This is a genomic window from Marmoricola sp. OAE513, from assembly GCF_040546585.1.
GTDB lineage: Bacteria > Actinomycetota > Actinomycetes > Propionibacteriales > Nocardioidaceae > Marmoricola.
In genome coordinates, this window is record NZ_JBEPOC010000001.1 from 1,645,359 (window position 1) to 1,664,952 (window position 19,594).

At 69.9% G+C, this 19,594-nt stretch carries 19 protein-coding genes; 12 read left to right on the forward strand and 7 right to left on the reverse strand.

Annotated features, from left to right (window positions below):
- The first annotated feature begins 36 nt into the window (after nucleotides 1-36).
- The 5 genes from ABIE44_RS08365 (at nucleotide 37) to ABIE44_RS08385 (ending at nucleotide 4,317) form a co-directional block, all read left to right on the forward strand.
- Nucleotides 37-1,284, forward strand: coding sequence for a cytochrome P450 (locus ABIE44_RS08365; protein WP_209719574.1), 1,248 nt, complete (start codon nucleotides 37-39; stop codon nucleotides 1,282-1,284).
- A gap of 70 nt (nucleotides 1,285-1,354) precedes the next feature.
- Nucleotides 1,355-1,600, forward strand: a complete 246-nt coding sequence (locus ABIE44_RS08370; RefSeq protein ID WP_209719570.1) for a type II toxin-antitoxin system Phd/YefM family antitoxin — start codon at nucleotides 1,355-1,357, stop codon at nucleotides 1,598-1,600.
- Nucleotides 1,597-1,983 (forward strand): type II toxin-antitoxin system VapC family toxin, encoded by a 387-nt coding sequence (locus ABIE44_RS08375; protein WP_209719568.1) that lies wholly within the window; start codon nucleotides 1,597-1,599, stop codon nucleotides 1,981-1,983. Before ABIE44_RS08370 ends, ABIE44_RS08375 begins: the two co-directional genes overlap by 4 nt.
- 36 nt (nucleotides 1,984-2,019) lie before the next feature.
- Nucleotides 2,020-2,370 (forward strand): MmcQ/YjbR family DNA-binding protein, encoded by a 351-nt coding sequence (locus ABIE44_RS08380; protein WP_209719565.1) that lies wholly within the window; start codon nucleotides 2,020-2,022, stop codon nucleotides 2,368-2,370.
- A 108-nt stretch (nucleotides 2,371-2,478) separates the two neighbouring features.
- A complete protein-coding gene (locus ABIE44_RS08385) occupies nucleotides 2,479-4,317 on the forward strand; it encodes a phosphoenolpyruvate carboxykinase (GTP) (protein ID WP_209719562.1) in 1,839 nt (612 codons plus the stop codon).
- 55 nt (nucleotides 4,318-4,372) lie between these two features.
- Here the strand turns inward: ABIE44_RS08385 and ABIE44_RS08390 are convergent, their stop codons facing one another.
- The gene (locus tag ABIE44_RS08390) at nucleotides 4,373-5,977 is read right to left on the reverse strand and encodes an alpha/beta hydrolase (protein WP_209719559.1); all 1,605 of its coding nucleotides are present in this window, start codon (nucleotides 5,975-5,977) and stop codon (nucleotides 4,373-4,375) included.
- Nucleotides 5,978-6,070: 93 nt separating this feature from the next.
- Here ABIE44_RS08390 and ABIE44_RS08395 point away from each other — a divergent pair, with 93 nt between their 5' ends.
- The 5 genes from ABIE44_RS08395 (at nucleotide 6,071) to ABIE44_RS08415 (ending at nucleotide 10,458) form a co-directional block, all read left to right on the forward strand.
- Nucleotides 6,071-6,778: an AzlC family ABC transporter permease gene (locus tag ABIE44_RS08395; RefSeq protein ID WP_209719556.1), complete on the forward strand. Its 708-nt coding sequence runs from the start codon at nucleotides 6,071-6,073 to the stop codon at nucleotides 6,776-6,778.
- On the forward strand, nucleotides 6,775-7,089 hold the full coding sequence (locus ABIE44_RS08400) for an AzlD domain-containing protein (protein ID WP_209719554.1): 315 nt from the start codon (nucleotides 6,775-6,777) through the stop codon (nucleotides 7,087-7,089). Before ABIE44_RS08395 ends, ABIE44_RS08400 begins: the two co-directional genes overlap by 4 nt.
- 47 nt (nucleotides 7,090-7,136) lie before the next feature.
- The gene (locus ABIE44_RS08405; protein ID WP_209719550.1) at nucleotides 7,137-7,670 is read left to right on the forward strand and encodes a hypothetical protein; all 534 of its coding nucleotides are present in this window, start codon (nucleotides 7,137-7,139) and stop codon (nucleotides 7,668-7,670) included.
- A gap of 38 nt (nucleotides 7,671-7,708) precedes the next feature.
- Nucleotides 7,709-9,904, forward strand: a complete 2,196-nt coding sequence (locus tag ABIE44_RS08410) for an Ig-like domain-containing protein (protein ID WP_209719546.1) — start codon at nucleotides 7,709-7,711, stop codon at nucleotides 9,902-9,904.
- A gap of 137 nt (nucleotides 9,905-10,041) precedes the next feature.
- Entirely contained in the window at nucleotides 10,042-10,458 is a 417-nt protein-coding gene (locus ABIE44_RS08415; RefSeq protein ID WP_209719545.1) for a hypothetical protein, read from the forward strand.
- Nucleotides 10,459-10,599: 141 nt separating this feature from the next.
- Here ABIE44_RS08415 and ABIE44_RS08420 read toward each other — a convergent pair whose 3' ends face one another.
- The 4 genes from ABIE44_RS08420 to ABIE44_RS08435 all read right to left on the reverse strand — a co-directional run bounded on the left by ABIE44_RS08420 (nucleotide 10,600) and on the right by ABIE44_RS08435 (nucleotide 15,154).
- Nucleotides 10,600-11,217, reverse strand: coding sequence for a TetR/AcrR family transcriptional regulator (locus tag ABIE44_RS08420; protein ID WP_209719543.1), 618 nt, complete (start codon nucleotides 11,215-11,217; stop codon nucleotides 10,600-10,602).
- A complete protein-coding gene (locus tag ABIE44_RS08425) occupies nucleotides 11,214-12,980 on the reverse strand; it encodes an N-acyl-D-amino-acid deacylase family protein (protein ID WP_209719540.1) in 1,767 nt (588 codons plus the stop codon). Before ABIE44_RS08425 ends, ABIE44_RS08420 begins: the two co-directional genes overlap by 4 nt.
- A 37-nt stretch (nucleotides 12,981-13,017) precedes the next feature.
- Entirely contained in the window at nucleotides 13,018-13,698 is a 681-nt protein-coding gene (locus tag ABIE44_RS08430) for an AfsR/SARP family transcriptional regulator (RefSeq protein WP_354437935.1), read from the reverse strand.
- A gap of 394 nt (nucleotides 13,699-14,092) precedes the next feature.
- Nucleotides 14,093-15,154 (reverse strand): tetratricopeptide repeat protein, encoded by a 1,062-nt coding sequence (locus ABIE44_RS08435; RefSeq protein ID WP_209719534.1) that lies wholly within the window; start codon nucleotides 15,152-15,154, stop codon nucleotides 14,093-14,095.
- Nucleotides 15,155-15,301: 147 nt separating this feature from the next.
- Between ABIE44_RS08435 and ABIE44_RS08440 the strand changes: the two genes are divergently transcribed.
- The gene (locus tag ABIE44_RS08440; RefSeq protein ID WP_209719533.1) at nucleotides 15,302-15,967 is read left to right on the forward strand and encodes a hypothetical protein; all 666 of its coding nucleotides are present in this window, start codon (nucleotides 15,302-15,304) and stop codon (nucleotides 15,965-15,967) included.
- Nucleotides 15,968-16,121: 154 nt separating this feature from the next.
- Nucleotides 16,122-16,676: a hypothetical protein gene (locus tag ABIE44_RS08445; protein WP_209719530.1), complete on the forward strand. Its 555-nt coding sequence runs from the start codon at nucleotides 16,122-16,124 to the stop codon at nucleotides 16,674-16,676.
- A gap of 3 nt (nucleotides 16,677-16,679) precedes the next feature.
- Here the strand turns inward: ABIE44_RS08445 and ABIE44_RS08450 are convergent, their stop codons facing one another.
- Together ABIE44_RS08450 and ABIE44_RS08455 are read right to left on the reverse strand one after the other, a co-directional pair.
- On the reverse strand, nucleotides 16,680-17,087 hold the full coding sequence (locus ABIE44_RS08450) for a hypothetical protein (RefSeq protein ID WP_354437936.1): 408 nt from the start codon (nucleotides 17,085-17,087) through the stop codon (nucleotides 16,680-16,682).
- A gap of 24 nt (nucleotides 17,088-17,111) precedes the next feature.
- Nucleotides 17,112-19,475 (reverse strand): beta-glucosidase family protein, encoded by a 2,364-nt coding sequence (locus ABIE44_RS08455; RefSeq protein ID WP_209719528.1) that lies wholly within the window; start codon nucleotides 19,473-19,475, stop codon nucleotides 17,112-17,114.
- Nucleotides 19,476-19,594 lie beyond the last annotated feature (119 nt).

Genomic DNA, 19,594 nt, shown 5'->3' on the forward strand with positions numbered 1-19,594 from the left:
TGTACATACACATGTATGAATCTGTATGGTCCGAGCATGACGACCGAGATCCTGCCTCACGGCTTCGACTTCACCGACCCGGACACCAACCTCGCCGGCGTCCCGTACGACGAGTTCGCCGCGCTGCGCTCGGCACAGCCGGTCTTCTGGGTCGAGCAGCCGGAGAATGCGCGCGCCGGGATGTCCGAGGCCTCGGGCAACGGCTACTGGGCGGTGACCAAGCACGCCGACGTGCTGGCCGTCTCCAAGAACAACAAGGTGTTCTCCAGTCGCGAGAACGGCGTGATCATCCGCAACCCCGAGACCTCGACCCGCGAGTCGATCGAGATGACCCAGGTCGTCATCATCAACCAGGACGCCCCCGAGCACACCCAGCTGCGCTCGATCATCAGCCGCGGCTTCACCCCGCGCGCGATCGGAGCCCTCGAGGAGGGCCTCGAGGAGGTCGCGCGCCGGATCGTCGCCGACGCGGTGGCGGCCGGCAGCGGCGACTTCGTCGAGCAGATCGCCTCGCAGTACCCCCTCGAGGTCATCGGCGACATGCTCGGCATCCCGGCCGAGGACCGCATCAAGATCTTCGACTGGACCAACCAGATGACCGGCGCCGAGGACGAGGACCTGGCGCGTGAGGACAACGATCCGGCCGCTGCGGCCGCCGAGGTGCTCATGTACTCGATGGGGCTGTCGGCCGACCGCAAGGCGAACCCGCGCGACGACATCGTCACCAAGCTGGTCAACGCCGACGTCGACGGTCGTGGCCTGACCGACGACGAGTTCGGCTTCTTCGTCATCGCGCTGGCCGTGGCCGGCAACGAGACCACGCGGAACGCGACGACGCACGGCATGAAGGCGTTCTTCGACCACCCCGAGCAGTGGGACCTCTGGGTCGAGGAACGTCCCGAGACGATGGTCGACGAGGTGATCCGCTGGTCGACCCCGGTGACGTCGTTCCAGCGCACCGCCCTGGAGGACGCCGAGGTCGGCGGCCAGCAGATCAAGGCCGGCCAGCGGGTCGGGCTGTTCTACGCCAGCGCCAACTACGACGAGGACGTCTTCACCGACCCGCACGTCTTCGACATCAAGCGCGAGCACAACCCGCACCTGGCCTTCGGCGGTCACGGCGCGCACTACTGCATCGGCGCCAACCTGGCCCGGACCGAGATCAAGTTCATCTTCAACGCCATCGCCGACCTGGCTCCGAACATCACCCGCACGGGCCCGGAGAAGCGGCTGCGGTCGGGGTGGCTGAACGGGATCAAGGAGATGCCGGTCCGCTACGCGTAGCGAGTGAGTGAGCGTGCCCGCGTAGCGAGCGAGCCTAGGCTTTGTGCTACAAGTCGCTACAGTTGTGTCCGTGAAGGAGATCAGCCAGCGCGAGCTCCGCAACGACAACGCCGAGATCATGCGGGGCGTCGAAGCCGGCGAGACCTACATCGTGACCAGACGAGGCGTTCCCGTGGCTCGCATCGTCCCGATCTCAGATCCGGACCTGAAGATCGACCGTCCGGCGAAGAAGCGCACACGGTTCTCCGACACCAAACGGGTGCAACCTTCGGAACCCACGAGTGCGACGATCGACTTCCTCCGCGGCGACCGATGAGCCGTTGGTACCTGGACTCGTCGGCAGCTCTCAAGCTCCTGGCGCAAGAGGCCGAGTCCGCCGCGCTCGCTCGGCACCTCGACGACGAAGCTCCTGACCTGGTTGCGTGCACGCTGCTGGAGACCGAGCTCCGCCGCTCGGTGGCCCGGCACGCGAACCTGACCCAGCAGGCAGTTTCCGACTTCTTGGACGGGATGGACGTCTACGAGACTCCACCCTCGCTCTTCCGGGAGGCCGGCCTCCTTCCGGGCATCCTTCGATCACTCGACGCGCTGCACCTTGCAGCTGCCATCAGGATCGGTGCGGACTGCGTCGTGACGTACGACAGGCAGATGACCACGGCAGCGGGCGCCCTCGGGCTCGCGGTTCGCGCTCCTTCCTGAACCACGGATGTCCCCCGTCCCTGCCATGATCACCGCGTGCCCTGCCAGATCGAGGACGTCGCCGAGCTCGTCGAGCAGCTGCCCGAGACGGGGCAGCGGCCGTCGGCCAGCTGGATCCGGCTCGACGTCGGCGGCCAGGCGTTCGGGTACCTGTGGCCGGCCACCAACACGGCGGGGCTGAAGCAGACGATCGTCGAGCAGCTCTCCCTCGTCGCCGAGCGTCCTGACGTCTTCGAGGTGCAGTACACCTCGGGCGCCTACGGCTGGGTCGTGATCCACCTCGAGCGCATCGAGCGCGACGAATTGGCCGAATTGACCTTCGAGGCATGGCGGCTGACAGCACCCGCGGCACTGGTCGAGGCCCGGGCGGACCAGCTCCCGACCTGACCGGGCGTGGGAACCGTCACAAACCGTTCGATGGACACCTGCAACCTGCCCCGGAGGAGCCTGTAGCCTCGACCCAGCCCGACCAGACCACACAAGGAACGAGCACCCATGGTTGACGTCAACACCGCCCTCGACGCCGCAGGCGTCAGCAACCCCAAGGTCCGCGAGTACGTCGCGTACTGGGCCGAGCTGACCGGAGCAGCGAACATCGAGGTCGTATCTCCGGCGGACGACGCCCGACTCATCGCCGAGTGCCTGGAGGCCGGCGAGCTGGAGCCCGCCGGTGAGGGCCTGTACTACTCCCGCAGCTACCATAAGGACACCGCCCGCTCCGAGGAGCGCACCGTCGTCGCGACCAGCCGGCCGACCGACAAGGGCGAGTACAACAACTGGCGCGACGCCGCCGAGATGACCGAGCTGCAGAAGAACAACATGCGCGGCGCCTCGGCCGGCAAGACGATGTACGTGATCCCGTACCTGATGTCCCCGGTCGGCAACGCGCTCGCCCCGTGGGCGACCGGCGTCGAGCTGACCGACTGCCGCACCGTCGTGCTGCACATGATCCGGATGGCCCGCGTCGGCGTCCAGTACATCAACGACCTCGAGGACCCGAACCAGTTCGTCCGCGCCGTGCACGTCACCGGCGACCTGGAGAACCTCGGCCAGGGCACCCCGGAGGACTCGCGCTACTTCGTCACCGTCGCCGACGAGCGGACGATCCTGCACTACGGCTCGAGCTACGGCGGCAACGCCCTTCTCGGCAAGATCGCGCACGGTCTGCGCCAGGCGGCGTACGACGGCTGGGTCTCCGGCAAGTTCCTCGCCGAGCAGTACATGCTCATCGGGATCCACGACAAGGAGACCGGCAAGGACTACCACATCTGCGGTGGCTTCCCGAGCGCCTCGGGCAAGACCAACCTCGCGATGATGCTGGCCCCCGACGCCCTCGGCGACCGGTACCACGTCTCCTTCTACGGCGACGACATCGCGTGGCTGTGGGTCGACGAGGAGAGCGGCAAGCTCTACGGCATGAACCCGGAGTACGGCGTCTTCGGTGTCGCCAAGGACACCAACGAGGGCACCAACCCGACCGCGCTGGAGTCGATCGCCCCGGGGACCGGTGCGATCTTCACCAACATCGCCTACAACCCGACCTCGGGTGAGGTCTGGTGGGAGGGCCGCACTCCGGAGCCGCCGGCCGACGTCGACGGCTGGCTGGACTGGCTCGGCGCACCGATCGCCGACCGCGAACCGGGCGACACCTCGCCGTGGGCGCACCCGAACAGCCGGTTCACCACCACGCTGGACAACGTCCCGAACATCGCCAAGGACTACGACGCCGCGTCCGGCGTCCCGATCGACGCGATCATCTTCGGTGGTCGTACCCGTGACCGCGAGCCGCTGATCCGCGCGATCCACGACCTGGCCGAGGGCGTCTACGACGGCCTGACCCTGGGCGCCGAGGCGACCGCCGCGGCCGAGGGCAAGGAAGGCGTGCTCCGCTACGACCCGATGTCGAACCGCCCCTTCATGGCCTACGGCGAGGGCGACTACGCGCAGCACTACCTGAACGTCGTCGGTGCCGCCAAGGAGCAGCCGATCTTCGCCCACGTCAACTGGTTCCAGAAGGACCCGGAGGACGGCCACTTCCGCTGGCCCGGGTACCGCGACAACCTGCGCCCGCTGCTCTGGCTGCTGCAGCTCAAGAACGGTGAGGTGAAGGGTCGCGAGACGGCCGTCGGCATCATCCCGACCGCCGAGGAGCTCAACCTCGAGGGGGTCGACATCAGCGACGCCGACCTCGAGGCGATCCTGACGATCGACGTCGACCGCTGGAAGCAGGAGATGGGCTACCGCGAGGAGCACCTCAGCTCCTTCGAGCGGCTGCCCGAGGCGATCTGGGAGGCGCACCGTCGCGTGACGGCCGCCCTCGAGAACGAGGCCTGAGACTCGACGAACCCCCGGTCAGCGGCGCTGACCGGGGGTTCGTGCTTGGTAGGGGTCAGGCCGGGGAGACCAGGAAGGCGTCGTCGGAGGTCTCGAAGGGGGTCGCCTGGATCCCCGAACCCATGAGCAGCAGCGACGCCATGTGGCTGACGAGCATCGCGCCGACGGGCGCACGCCCGGCAAGGTCCACGGCGGCATCCACGCCGTCCCCGGAGACCGGAAGGTCTCCGACGGGCACCTCGGCGATCGCCAGACCGATGCCTGCGGTGTGACCGGTCGTCAGCGCGTTGATCCCGGCCCGCACCCCGGTCGCGGGCCCGTCGAACAGAACCGCGGTCTCCCCCGACGTCGTCAGGCGACGGCGACCGCCGCCCGCGACCAAGGCGCTCGTCAGCTCCTCGGCTCCGGCACCCCGGCTGACCACGACCGCTGCGAGGGCGACCGGCTGGTCGGGCACCGTCGTCGGCGTGATGAACGGTTCGATCGCGTCCACGATCTGCTTCGGGTCACCGGAGACGAAGTGGTCCTCACCGTCGAGGAGCTCGAGCCGTGCACCCGGGATCCGGTCGGCGATGTACTGGCCTTCCTCCCAGGTGAACATCGCATCACCGCGTCGGTGCAGCACCAGCGTCGGTACCCGCAGGCTCGGCAGGATCCCGCGCACGTCGACCAGGGCGTTCATGTCCATCAGCTGCCGGACCGTTCCCGGCGTCGCGGAGGCGCGCATCCGCCGCGCCCACCACTCCGCCATCGCGTCGTCGCCCGACGGGCAGCGGTACCGCAGGTCGGCCTCCCAGTCGAGGTTGGTCACCAGCTCCTCGGTCCACGCTGCCCGCGCCTCGGCTGTCTGGGCGTAGGGGTAGTCCTCGGCCCAGACCCGTCGTGCGTAGGTGCCGTACAGGACGAGACCCGAGACCCGCTCGGGATGCATGGCCGCCATGAGCATGGCCATCGGGCCGCCTTCGGAGTACCCGCAGATGACCGCCTTCTGCGACCCGACCGCATCCATGACCGCGAGCACGTCGTGCATCCGGGTCTCCAGGTCCGGCACACCCGGCGGCCGGTCGGACATCCCGGTGCCGCGCTTGTCGAAGCGGATCAGCCGACCCATCGCTCCGAGCCGCTCGAGGAAGTAGGCGTGCCGCGGGTCGTCCCAGTCCACCTCGAGGTGGGAGACGAAGCCGGAGATCAGGACGATGTCGATCGGCCCGCTGCCGGTGACCTGGTAGGCGATGTGCAGCCCGTCGCTGGTGGTGTAGCGGATCGGGCTCTGCTCCACCGGTGACGGCCCGGCGACCGGCGCCGCTCCGGTCGGAACGACGCGCTCGACGCTGTCGGCGCTCTCGGTGCTCTCGACGACCTCAGCCACGAACCGGTACCCCCGACCGTGCAGCGTCCGGATGCAGCGCTGGGCCTGCCCGTCGTCGCCCAGCGCCTTGCGGACCTGCTTGATCCGACTCGTCACGGTCGTCTCGCTGACGAACCGGCCGCCCCAGATCGAGTCCATCAGCTCTTCCTTGGGCACGATCCGGTCGCGGTGACGCACCAGGTGGAGCAGGACGTCGAACGCCTGCGGTTCGAGGGGGACCGGCTGACCGGCGCGGCGTACCTCGAAGAGCGCCTCGTCGATCTCGATGTCGTCTGCCAGCCGAAGGACCACGGCGACAGTTTTGCAGAGCGTCTCCACGAAGTCCCCACATCTCCGCCACCTCGTCGTCAAGTACGTCGCGCCGGTCCAGCCCAGGGTGGAGACATGACCACACAGACCGAGATCCACGTCCCGACCACGGACCTCCGACGTGCCGCAGTGCGCGACATCGTCGCCGTGGCTCCCGGGATCGTCCCGTTCGGGATCATGCTCGGCGTCGCCTCGAGCACGCTGGGGACCGGAGCGCTGGCTACGCTGCTCGGCTCGGTCGCCGTGTACGGCGGCAGCGCCCAGCTGACCACGATGACGGCTCTGCACCTCGGCGCCGGCCTGGTCACCGCGGTGATCAGCGGAGCGGTCGTCAACGCCCGGATCATGCTGTACGGCGCTGCGCTGCAGCCGCTCTTCCGCGACCAGCCGCGTTGGTTCCGCCTGATCGGGCCGACGTTCATCCTCGACCAGACCTACCTGTCCGCTGTCGGACGCGAGGACCTGAGCGCGGAGGAGTTCCGTCGCTACTGGGCCTGGCTCGGGTGGACCCTGCTGGGTGTCTGGTCGGCGTCTGTCGCGGCCGGGGTCCTGGTCGGTCCTGCTCTTCCGACGCTCCCCCACCTGGCGACCCTGGTGCCGATGGCGATGTTCCTGGCCATGCTCGTGCCCCGGCTGGTGAACGTGCCGGCGATCTCCGCTGCGGCGACGGCCGCTCTGGTCGCCGTCGCGGTGGCCCACCTCGTCCCCGAGGTCGGCATCCTCGGCGGCACCCTGGCCGGTGTCGCCACCGCGGTCCTCGTCGAGGAGAGGGCAAGCCGATGACGATCATCGCCATGCTGGCGCTCGGCGCCGTGTGCTGGACCTTCCGGGTGCTCTTCATCCTGGCGGTCCCGGCCGACCGGTTGCCCGCACGCGTCCGGGCCTCGCTGTCCCACCTGGCCCCGGCCTCCATGGCGGCGCTGGTCGCGGTTGAGGCCGACGCGGCGACCCGCGGAGGGACCACGGTCTCGACGCTGGTCGTCCTCGCCACCGCCCTCGCCTTGTTCCTCGCCGTACGACGCACCGGCAGCCTGCCGCTCGCCATCGCCGTCGGGACAGCAGTCGCCGTTCTCCTCGATCTCGTCGTCCTGTGACGACGCCCTCTTGTGCACGACCCCACCCACCCACAGAAGGAAGCACCATGAACACCACCAGCACCCTGCTCGCCTCGGGCCTGGCGACGATCGCCCTGGTCGCCCTGTCCGCCTGCGGTTCGAACAGCCCGGAGAAGGCGACCGACCCGGCCGCCGACCAGCCCGCGGCCAGCTCGAGCAGCAGCACGACCAGCACCACCTCCGATCCGTGCTCGATCACCACCGCAGCGACCATCCAGGCCATCACCGGTGGCAGCGTGGCCGAGGGCGTTCCCGGCAACGCCCGGGACTGCACCTACGAGGTGTCGGGCGCGAACGTCCGCACCATCGCGGTCTTCGCGTACGGCTCGGCGGCGGAGTTCGACGGCATCAAGTCCGGCTACGCCACCAACCGTGGCGGCACCGAGGACGTCCCCGGCGTCGGCAACCGTGCCTTCAGCCCGGTCGACGTCGGCCAGAACGAGGTTGTTGCCGAGGCCGGCGGCACCGTCTTCGCGGTCTCGACCCTGGCGCTGTCAGCCGACGAGATCGACCCCGAGGCCAAGGCGGTCGCAGCGGCGATCGCAACAGATCTCGCCTGAGCACACCTGACCACCCCACACACACTGAGGAAGAAGACATGCATCTCCGCATCCGCAGGACCCACCGCTCCACCCGCAACCCCGTGGGCCGCAACCCCGTCGGCCGCAGCGCAGCGGCCGCCGTCGCCGGAAGCCTCCTGGCCGCCGGCACCCTCGCTGCGCCGACGGCGCACGCCGCAGCACCGATCGTCACGACCGGTGACATCCTGGTCAGCACCTACGGCCACGTCTTCGACGGTGGCTCCGGGATCGACCGGATCGACCGCACCACGGCGGAGCGCTCGCGCGCCGCGTCGTTCGGCATCGGGTACGCCGCCGACGAGGTGATCGCCGAACCCGACGGCGACCTGATCGTCGGCAACGACGCTGGCCGGATCGTCCGGGTGGACCACCTCACCGGGAAGCAGACCGTACTGCTGGACCACATCGACGACATCTACGGACGAGCCTTCGACGAGATCGTGCTGCGCTCCGACGGCAACCTCGCGATGGTGGTGATGTTCGAGCACGAGTCCAAGCTCGCGACGTTCAACCCGAGCACCGGCAAGCTGACCTACCTGTCGTCCAGCACCATCCTGCGCGGCACCGCAGGGCTGGCCGTCGACTGGCACGGTGACTACGTGGTGTCCGCCGACGAGAGCGTCTGGCGTATCAACCAGACGAACGGGAACGTCAGCAAGATTGCCGACCTCGGCGGCCGGGTCGGCGGGCTGGTCATCGACCGCAAGGGCCGGATCCTGGTGCACGTGCGGGCCGCGGGCACCCAGGGAACCCGGATCGCGGCGATCGCGCCCGGCACGAACGCCGTCAGCACGGCAGCACAGGCGGGCAACCTGACCACCCAGAACTTCGGCATGGCGCTGGAGGCGGACGGGCGGCTCGTCGCCCTCGAGGTCGAGGGCGCCCAGGGCACCGCGGCGCTCGTCCGGGTCGACCCGGACTCCGGCGGCCAGGCCGTGCTCACCACGGTCGGCTCGGACGAGGCCCGGGACGTGACCATCGTCGGGTCCTCGCAGATCGGCGGCTTCACCCGCCCGGTTGCCGGCGACGACACCTTCAGCACCGACGCTGGCCTCGGACAGGTCACCGGCAAGCTCCTCGCCAACGACCACGACCCGCTCGGGCAGAAGATCCACTACGTGACGGCGTCGAACCCGTCGCACGGGTTCATCTCGGCGAACGACGACGGCTCGTTCTTCTACTTCCCCGATGCCGGGTTCACCGGCCAGGACTCGTGGACCTACCGGGCGGTCTCCGCCGACGGGCGTCCGTCCGCGACTGCCGTCGTCCGGGTGAACGTGGCACCGGCGGTGTCGCCGACCGCGCACCACGACGAGTGGACCACCACGGTGAACTGGGCGCTCCAGGTTCCTGCTCCCGGCGTCCTCGCCAACGACACCGACCCGCAAGGTGGCCCGCTGACCGCGAAGCTGGTCACGAAGCCGGCCCAGGGAGAATTCGCCCTCCAGCCCGACGGCGGGTTCGTCTACGTCCCCCCGGTCGGTTACACCGGCCAGCAGAGCTTCAGCTACGAGGTCGTCGACGCCGAGGGTCACCACTCCCTGCCCGGTTCGGTGCGGCTCACCGTCGAGGAGCCGAAGCCGACCGACCCCGGAACTCCGGACCCCGGCACCCCCGACCCCGGTACTCCGGACCCCGGTACTCCGGACCCCGGTACTCCGGGGAACCCGCAACCGTCGCCGAACACGGCACCGGTCGTCAAGATCGGCAACGGACCGGGACTCGCCGCGGGCGCCGACGGTCGCTCCGGAACCTTCCCGCTGACCGTCACCGACAAGGAGACCCCGACGTCGGTGAAGCTCGCGGTCACCAGCTCCAACACCCGGCTGGTGCCCGTGTCGGGCCTGAAGCTGGCCACCGCCACGAACGGTGCGCGCCTCCTGACCATCACCGCGGCACCCCGCGGCAAGGGTTCGGCACTGGTGAAGGTCACCGCGAGCGACGGCGGCAAGAAGACGGTGCTGACGATCGTCGTCCGCACCGGCAACGCCCGGGCGAACAAGCTGATCGGCACCGCAGGGCCCGACCTGCTGATCGGACGCGGCGGTAAGGACCGACTCAGCGGCGGCGCCGGCCGGGACGTGCTCACGGGTGGGTCCGGGAAGGACAGGTTGCGTGGCGGAGCAGGATCCGACGTCTTCCGCGGCGGCACCGGCAAGGACAGGGTCCTGGACTTCGCCGCGAAGCTCGGCGACCTCCGGGTTCAGATCTGACCGCACCGGAACCCCCGACCAGCTTTCCGGTCGGGGGTTCCGGCGTCTCGCGTCATGGACTCCGGACTGGTTCGTCTCAGGAGGGCGCCCCTCCCGCCGATGGGGTGCGGACACACCTCGACTGCCGAAGGACCACGATGACGACCAGGGAGATGCCGCGCCGGCACTTCACGGACTTCTCGTTGCCCCGGCAGCTCTGGGAGGGCTTCGGGTGCGCAGCCCTGGCCGGGGTCGTCAGCGGACTGACCTTGACCGCCGCCCTGTGGCTCTACCTGGCCACCGCGGGTCTGGCCGCGGTGGCCGGGCTACCGGCGGCCACCCAGCACCGGACCCTGCGCGGCGCCCTGATCCGTACGACGGTCGGCGGCTCGGTCTGGGCCGGCGCGGTCCTGCTCGCCGCGATCGCCACCGGCACCGCCTCGACCCTGCCGACACCCGACCCCGTCGTCTACCTGCTGCTCACCACCGTGCCGGCCACGGCCGCCGGCTGGATCGTGTGGACCTGGACCAACCGGTCCAGCGCCCTGGCACCCGCCGCCGCCCTGGGCAACTAGTCCCGCCCATGTACGCCGAGCGGGCTCAGATGTCCCGCCTAGGTACGCCGAGCGGGCTCAGATGTCCCAACTGGGTCTCGTGACGCGTGCACCCCAGCCCTCTCGACGTACGGGGGCGAGACATCTGGGACCTCTCGCGAATCAACGGGGCCGGCCGCTGCCGTCCTGAGCGACGGCCTCGAAGAGCTCGACGACCCCGGCCAGGCGCGCCTCCTCGAGGTCGGGCCTGGGCAGCACCGCACGGATGACCGCCTCGCCGTCGAACATGTGCACCACCGAGGTCACCGCCAGCCGGGTCACGTCGGGCTCCATCTCGGCCCACGGCGTCGCCGCGACCGCGATCTCCTCGATCCGGTCGTAGAGATGGAGCGCCACCGGCGTCAGCTGCTCCCGCAGCGCCGTGTCGGTGCGTGCGGCGATCAGCAGCTCGAACCAAACGGCGTTGATCCGGGCCCGAGCCCGGCTCCGGGCGAAGGTCAGCAGGTCGGCGATCGGCACGTCTCCGAGCTCCCGGACCCCGTCGAGGTGCCGACGACCGACCTCCTCGGCTGCGGCGACGACCAGGTCGAGCCGCGAGTCGAAGTGCCGGAACAGCCCGCCCTTGGAGACACCGGCACGGGTGCAGATCTCGCCGAGCGAGGCGCGGTGGTACCCGAGGTCCGCGATCGTCTCGATGGTCGCGTCGACGAGCGCGGCCTTGGTGGCCGCCGTGCGTTCTGCCTGGGTACGTCGTCCGGTCGTCGAGCCTGCCTCGGTCACGAGGCTTTCTGGCCTGCGCGCAGGAACCGGCCCGTCCGCACCGACCCGAGCTTGTCGGACGCGACACCCTCGCCGTGGACGAACTCGCCGCCGACGAGCACGGCGGTCACCGCGCGGTCGTTGCGGTTGACCATCCGGGGCAGGTTGTCGAACGCCGGCACCGGGTTCTCGTGGTAGCTGTCGAGCTCGTCGTCCAGGCCCGCGGGGTCGATCACCACGACGTCGGCACGGTCACCGACGCGCAGGTGACCCGCGTCCAGGTCGTACCAGTCGGCGAGCTCGCCGGTGAGGCGGTGCACCGCGTGCTCCATCGTCATGAAGCCGCGGCCCGCCTTCTCGGCGTCGTGCGCGCGCCGGAGGAACCGGAGCCCGAAGTTGTAGAACGCCATGTTGCGCAGGTGCGCACCCGCATCGGAGAAGCCCATCTGCACGCCGTCGAGCACGCTGAGCTTGTTGAGCACCTCGGGCCGGTGGTTGGAGATCGTGGTGCGCCAGCGCAGCTTGGTGCCGTGCTCGACGACGAGGTCGAGGAAGGCGTCGACCGGGTGCAGCCCACCGCGCTCCTGACCGACCTGGCCGAACGTCTTGCCGATGACCGAGTCGTCGGGGCACTCGGTGATGTCGGCGTCGAAGAAGTCGCGGTGCCAGACGCGCAAGCCGAACTTGTTCTCGTAGTCCTTGCGGAACTTGCGGCGGTACTCCTCGTCCTGGAGCAGGCGCATCCGCTCGACCGCGTCGGCGAGGTGGAGAGCCGCCGCGCCGGTCCCGAACTCCTCGAAGATGACCAGGTCGATGCCGTCGGCGTACACCTCGAACGGGACCGGCAGGTGCTGCCACTTCAGGTCGCCGCCGAGCTTCTTCACCGCGCGGGACGTCGGACCCATGATCTTGATGGCGAACTTGTTCGCCTTGAGGTCGGCTGCCGAGAGCAGGCTGAGCTTGAGCTTCTTACGCCGCAGTCCGGTCGAGGCGGAGAACAGGCCGACGAAGCTCATCGGGTTGCCGATGTCCGGCCCTGCCTGGAGCACCCGGTCACGCTTGCGCAGGATCTTGTAGAGGCGGCGACGCTCACGCCCCTTCGCGTACGTCGACGGGAGCGTCCGCGACCGGCACACCTCTCCGTCGAGCTTGTCGAACAGCAACTCCTGGGCTGACATGCCGATGAAGCCGGCGTCGAGGGCCTCGCTGAGCTTGGCCTCCATGCCCCGCAGCTCGGACTCGGTCGGGACGACGCCCTTGGTGGTCGCGCGATCCAGGCCCATCTCGGATGCCCGGATGTCGGAGTGCCCGAGGAAGGCGGCGATGTTCGGCCCGAGCGCCAGCGAGTCGATGTAGTCGGCGTACTCGCCGGCCGAGGCCCACGGACCGTGCGTCTCGACTGCCTCGATGACGTGACGACGCGGGATCGCCTCGACCCGACCGAAGATGTCTCCCGCCACCGACGGCTCGACGTGCACGGTCGAGAGAGAGCAGGACCCGAGAAAGATCGTCGTCATGCCGTGCCGCACCGACTCGGCCAGGGCAGGTCCGTCGAGGATCTCGACGTCGTAGTGCGTGTGGATGTCGACCATGCCGGGGGTGACCCACTTGCCGGTCGCGTCGATCACCCGCGCGCAGCCGGTCTCGTCGAGCGGGCTGGCCGAGATCTCGACGACCTTCCCGTCGCGGATGCCGACGTTCGCGATGACGGAGGGTCCGGTGCTGCCGTCGAAGACGCGGCCGCCCTTGATGATCACGTCGTAGCTGGAGCCAGAGAAGGTCATGCCTTAGATTGCAACCGATCGGTCTCTAAGTCAAGGCTCAGGCGGTGAGCGCTTCCCACGGCTGTGCGGGCACCCCGAGCTGGGCCATCCGCTCGGCGTACCGGCGGTGCGCGATCCGCGCCTCGCCGTATCGGCCGGCCACGCGGAGCGCCTCGATGAGCGCGAGGTGGTCCGGCTCGTCGTACGGGTCGGCGCTCAGCAGACGGGTCAGCCACGGGACGGCCGCGTCCGCGGCACCGCGGCGCAGGTGCAGCAAAGCCAGCGCCCGGACGACCCGGCGTGCCAGCGCGTCCAGCTCCTCACGGATCTCGAGGACCCAGTCGGCCTCCTCGCCGTCCGCGAACTCTCCGGTGTAGAGCGACGCGGCCGCCTCGAGCGCGGCCACGGCCTGACTCTCCTCGGCAGCAGCGACGGGCCCGTCGGCGTACCGGCCGAGCGCGGAGCCGGCAGCGCGCCGGAAGTCGTCGACGTCGTGCTCGACCCAGTCGGCGGCGAGCACCAGCCGCCCGCTCTCGGTGCGCAGGAAGTGGTCGCTGCCGTAGGCCTTGTCCGGGTCGAGGGTGGCCCGCAGGTGCGACAGGGCCACCGAGAGCCGGTTGCTGACGTCCCTGGTCTCCGGCCAGAGCAGCTCGGCGAGGCGGGCCCGGCTGATACCGGTGGACCCGTGCGCGGCGATGAAGGCGCAGCGCCTCGTGCGCCTTGCGCGAGGGCCAGGCACCGGGCGCGAGCGGCTCGCCCTGGCGCAGGACGACGAACGCGCCGAGCGAGTGCACCCGGATCGGCGCGGAGGTCGCCCCCTCGTTGATCGCGTGCAGCTGACCGGCGATCTGACCGGCGTCCGCGACGATGCCGTGCGCGCGGAGCTCGGCGGCAGCCAGCCGTCGTTCGAGCGGGTCGCGTCCGAGATGGGCGCGGACGAGACGGTGCACCGCGATCCGGATCGGGTCGCCGATCTTTCGACGCAGCTGACCGGCCTCGCGCAGCCGCGGGTCCTCCGGCGAGCTCTCGTCGAGGAGGCAGAGGATCTCCAGCGCCTCGGCCATCCGGGTCAGGTCACCCACGCGACCCGCCTCCTGCACCGCGAGGCCGGCCTGCTCGCGGGCACGCGCCGGCTAGCCGGTGCACAGGTGCACCCAGCTGGCGGCCGTCAGCGCACCCGCTCCGCGGACGGCGATCGGCTCGCGTTCCACCCGGGCGACGAGCTCGGTGGCACCGGCCGGGTCGGACGGCGCGGTGACCAGGGCGAGGCCGGCGAGGGCGGGCACGAGTGTCTGGGCGTCCCCCTCGAGCTCGGCCGCCCCGATCGCGTGCCGGAACGATGCCGCTGCCTGCGTGGCCAGACCGAGCGTCGACTGGATCTCGGCAACGAGCTGCCAGGTGCTCCCGGCGTTGGGCGAGCCGGCGAGCGCGTAGAAGGTGCGGGCCTGGTGCGCCTCGGCCAGCGCCTCGTCGAGACGACCCAGCGTCATCAGCGCCTCGGCGAGGTTGTGCCGCAGCAGGGCCAACCCGGACTGGTGGCCCGTGCGCAGGTTGACCTGCTGCCCGGCCACCGCGAACTCGACCGCGGCCTCGGGATCTCCGGACTCCAGCGCGCGGGAGGACAGGTTGTTGAGCACCCGCTCGAGGGTGAGGTCGTCGTCGGACCGCTCGGCCCAGGAACGGGCGCGCTCGTAGTACCGCAGGTTCCCGTCGCGGTCGCCCTCTGCCGCCGCGAGCAGCGCGCGAGCGACGTCGACGACTCCCTGAGCGGCGCCGCCGGCGGCGATGTCGAGCGCACCAGCGGTCGTGACGAAGGTCTGCGCACCGTCACGGTCACCCCGGTTCCACGCGATCGACGCCCGCGTGGCTGCCAGACGCGCGAGGTCGGCGGGGTCGCCTCCGGTCTCCGCGCGATCGGCCACCGCGGCCGCGTCGCGCAGGTGACCGAGGTGGTGCAGCCCGTACGCCGCCCGCCACGCGATCCACGCCGGCAGGGTCGGACCGATGCCGTCCAGCAGGGTCATCCACTGGTCGCGCAGCAACAGGCTGGTGAGCTCGCTCGCGCGTTCCTCGGCTGCGACGAGCGGATCGGGGGCGCCGAGCACCTCGACCAGCAGCGCGTCCGCGACCTGGTGCGGGGACGGGGCGACGTCAGGGGGCAGAGCCTCGCCTGGTCCGAGTGCCGGCAACGTCACGCACCCATCGTAGGGCGCCCAGATCGTCCGAAAGATGAATTTAAGACCGTTCTCCCAGGCTGGGGACCAGCGATGGGACGGGCATCTCGGGGCCGTCCCGCCGCCACCCGACCTTCATCACCAGCACCACCAACCATGGGAGAGAGCATGCGTTCCAAGATCACCTCGGTCCTCACCGTCATCGGTGCCGTGACCATCCTGGTCCTCGCCGCGAACACCGCCGCGATGGCCGCCACGGGCAAGGGCTTCCTGCTCGGCAAGACCAACAAGACCAGCAAGGTCAGCACGCTGAGCCGCACCGCGCCGGGCCCGGCCCTGTCGCTGAAGACCAAGAAGGTCTCCGACGCCCCGCTGGCCGTGAACGGCAGCGGCAAGGTCACCAACCTGAACGCCGACAAGATCGACGGCATCGACTCCAGCGCCCTCGGCACCCGCGCCCTGGTGTGGGCCTACGCCGGCTCCTCGAGCGCCTCGGCCACGCACACGTACACGATCAAGAACCTGCCGAAGGGCAGCTACCTCTTCAGCTACGAGGTCTTCCTGCGGCCCTCGACGTACACCGGCGCGGGCAACCTGGACTGCTACCTCCAGCGCGACAGCCTGTACGCCGGCGAGCAGGGCGCCCCGGGTCAGACCATCGGTACGGCGGTCACCGGCAACGCGGTGATGACCCTGGTGGCGACCGCGGACGTGCACCTGAGCTGCTCGGTCTCCTCGGGCACGTCGACCTGGGAGTTCACCCAGGCCCAGCCGCTGCGGATCACCGCGGTCCCGATCAACGCCCTGACGCTCAAGGGCGCGCCCCAGAGCTGATCCGTGAGGGGGCACAGATGTCCCATCACTGACCGCCGACCGGGCGCAGATGTCTCGCTGACGATCAGCGACGGGACATACGCGCCCGGTCGGCGCGTTCTGCTGGGACATCCGCGCCCGGTCGGCGATCGGAGGTTAGGGCAGACTTCTCGCCATGACCGACGAGGTGCAGACCCTTCTCTCCGGGCGGCGCCCGCTCGTCGTGGTCTTCCAGGCCTCGAGTGCTCTCGTCGCCGGGATCGGCCTGGCCTGGACCTACTACGGCCAGCGCGTCGTGATGGACGTCGGCGGCAGCTGTGCCGACGGTGGTCCCTACGTCAGCGCCCAACCGTGCCCCGACGGTGCCGGGCTGATGGCCGTGGGCATCCCGGTCATGCTGCTGTTCGTCATCGGCGCCACCTTCGCCGCCACCATCAGCGAGACGCCGCTGCCGGTGTTCCCGATGTGGGCCGTGCTCTTCGGGACGCTGGGCTGGAACTTCTTGGAGTACGGCTTCGCCGACCCGAAGTCGGTCTCCTGGATCGTCTGCGGCGTGGTGTTCTGGTTGATTGCCGCGCCCGCCGTGCCGTTGACCCTCGGGGCGCTGCGCTCGCGAAGCACGGACCGACCGGGGCAGGCAGGCGTGCGGGTCTACTGGATCAGCATCTACCTCGGCCTCGGCGCGATCGGCTGGGGTCTGGGGTGGTGGAGCTTCGACTCCTGGACCTGAGGTTCAGAGGTCACCGAGCGAGTCGGGAACGTTCAGCTTGTCCGGGTCCGGCCACGGCGGAACGTGCGCCAGCGCGGTGGTGACGAGCGCAACCCGCGCCAGCACCAGCGCCTTGCGCCGGAGCTTGCCGCCTTCGTCGTCGGTCAACGCCTCGACGGTCTCGCGGATCTGGGCACCCGTGTAGCCCGGGCGTTCGCCCACGACGCGCTCGATGTCAGGCAGCGCCAGCAGGAACGGCAGGATCTCCGAACCGATCGGCTCGATCAGCTGGTAGCGACCGAACCCGCCGAGGTCGGCCCACGCCTGCTCGACGTCGACCCGGCCCTTGCGGATGTCCTTCGACTTCGACGCCAGGGCCGCCTTGGCGGTCCCGGTGATCGCAGCGGTCAGCTCGGCCTCGGAGAAGTTCACCTGCCCAGTCTGACCCAGTGACCCTCAGTCCACCGAAACCACCGTGGCAGGCGGTGCCAGCGGCAGGAAGAAGTCGGTTCCGCTGCCCAGCGAGACCGAGGCGTCGGGACAGGTCGCCCCGCGCGCCACGGTCCTGCTGGTGAGCAGCTCGCGCGAGGACTTGCCGACGGTCACGGTGTAGCAACCTGGAAGCGTGCGCCAGCCACCCGCCGTCCCGAGGCTCGTGTCCCAGCTGGCGAAGGACCGGTCACTGAGCGGGAACGAGACCCGCACCGTGCGCCCCGGCTCGATCGACACGGACTTGCTCGAGACCAGCTGCCGCACCGGTTGCGGGAAGGCCGCCGAGGACGGCTTGCTGAGGTAGACCTGCGGAACGGCGTACCCGGCGCGCGAGCCGGTGTTCGTGATCTCGACCGTGGCGGTCGACGCGGCGCCGGCGACCCCACCGGCCTGCACCTGGACCGGCCCGTAGGAGAACGTCGTGTACGACAGGCCCGCCCCGAACTCGTACGCCGGCGACTGTCCCTTCGCGTCGTACCAGCGGTAGCCGACCAGGAGGCCTTCACTGTGGTCGGCACCCGGGTAGCGGTCGGGATCGTGGGCCGTGGAGCCCTGGTCGGCGTTCGCCGGGAACGTCACCGGCAGCCGTCCGCCGGGGTCGACGTCACCGAACAGCACGCGGGCGATCGCCGAGCCGCCCTCCTGCCCCGGGTACCAGGCCTGCACCAGGCCGGCGACCTTGTCGCGCCACGGCGTCAGCACCGGGCCACCGGTCTCCAGGACCGCGACGGTGTTCGGCTGAGCGCTCGCGATCCGGCCGACCATCGCGTCCTGGTTGATGCCGTTGAGAGGGCACGGTGCCAGCAGGCACAGCTTGCCGCGACCGATCAGCACCGAGTTGCTGTTGAGGAAGTCGCTGGTGCAGCTCAGCCCGATGCAGCTCTTGTCCTGGCCCTCGGTCTGAACGTCGCCGGTGATCACGATCGCGACGTCGGCCGCTGCCGCCATCGCGGCGGCCTTCGTCTGACTGGCGCCGTCGGTGTAGGTGACGGTGACGTCGGAGCCGGCACGAGCAGTGATCGCCTCGAGGGCGGTGACGACCCGGGTCGGGGAGACGCCACCGGAACCGCCGCCGGTGATGAACGTCTTCGCGTACGGACCGATCACCGCGATCTTCTTCACGCTCGGCTTCAGCGGCAGGATCCCGTTGTTCTTGAGCAGCGTGATCGCACGCTCCTCGATGCGCTGCGCGGTGGCGCGGTCGGCGTCGTTGTCGATCTGCGTGTCGTCGTTGAGGAACGGCAACCGGTCGAAGTACCCGAAGGCGAACAGCGTGCGGAGGATCCGACGCACGTGACCGTCGACGACCGAACGCTTGACCCTGCCGCTGGCGACCGCGTAGCCGATGGCGACCGGCGAGTAGGCCTGGTCGATGCTGCCCTGGGCGGGGACGAAGTCGAGTCCGTTGTTGAGGTTGCGCACGGTGTCCTTGGAGGCGCCGTAGTCAGCGACGACGAAGCCCTTGAAACCCCACTGCTCCTCGAGGATCGTCTGCAGCATCTTCGCGTTCTGGCAGGCCCACTCGCCGTTGATCCGGTTGTAGGAGCACATCACCGTGCCGACGTCGCCCTGCTTCACCGCTGCCTCGAAGTGCGGCAGGTAGAGCTCGTGCAGCGTGCGGTCGTCGACCTCGGCGTTGACGATGTGCCGGCTCCCGTTGAGGGCGAACAGCGGCGGGACGCCAAACTGGCCCTCCTGGTTGTTCAGCGCGAAGTGCTTCACGTCGGCGATCACACCCGTGCTCTGAGCACCCTTGATCCACGCGACCCCGGTCTGGGCGATGAGCTGGGTTTCCTCGCCGTAGGCCTCGTAGCCGCGACCGTTCTGCGGGGTGCGTGCCAGGTTGACCGTCGGACCGAGGACGACGTCGTTGCCCTTGGCGCGCGCCTCCTCCCCGATGGTGCGCCCGTACTCGTACGCCGACGCGGCGTCCCAGGTAGCGGCCAGGGCGATCGGCACCGGCATCGCTGTCGCCTTGCCCTGTCGTACGCCGACCGGCCCGTCGGTGAAGTACACCTCCGGGAGCCCGAGCCGCGGCACCGCGACCGAGACGCCCGTGTGACCGCCGGTCGCACCGTTGTTCGCGGCTCCCTGCCCGCCGAGCAGCGCGATCTCCTCGTCCAGCGTCATCGCCTTCTGGAACAGCAGCGCACGCGCGTCCGGGGACAGCGAGGTGTCGCACCACGGGTGCGCCGACGACGACGTGCACGGGGCGACAGGCGGAGCGGGCGGCTCGGCAGCCCGGCTCGAACCAGCGAGCTGCGCGGTAGCGAGCAGCGGGACGACGAGGCCGGCACACGCCAGACCGGCAAGACGGGACAGTCGCACGGGAGCTCCAGGAAGGGTGAGAACACGCAGTGACGAGCAACGGGGTGCCTGCAGGCTAGGGCGGATCGAAGGTCCCGTCGAGGATCGATTTGCAGCGCGTCCGGGGTGGAGGCGTCCTA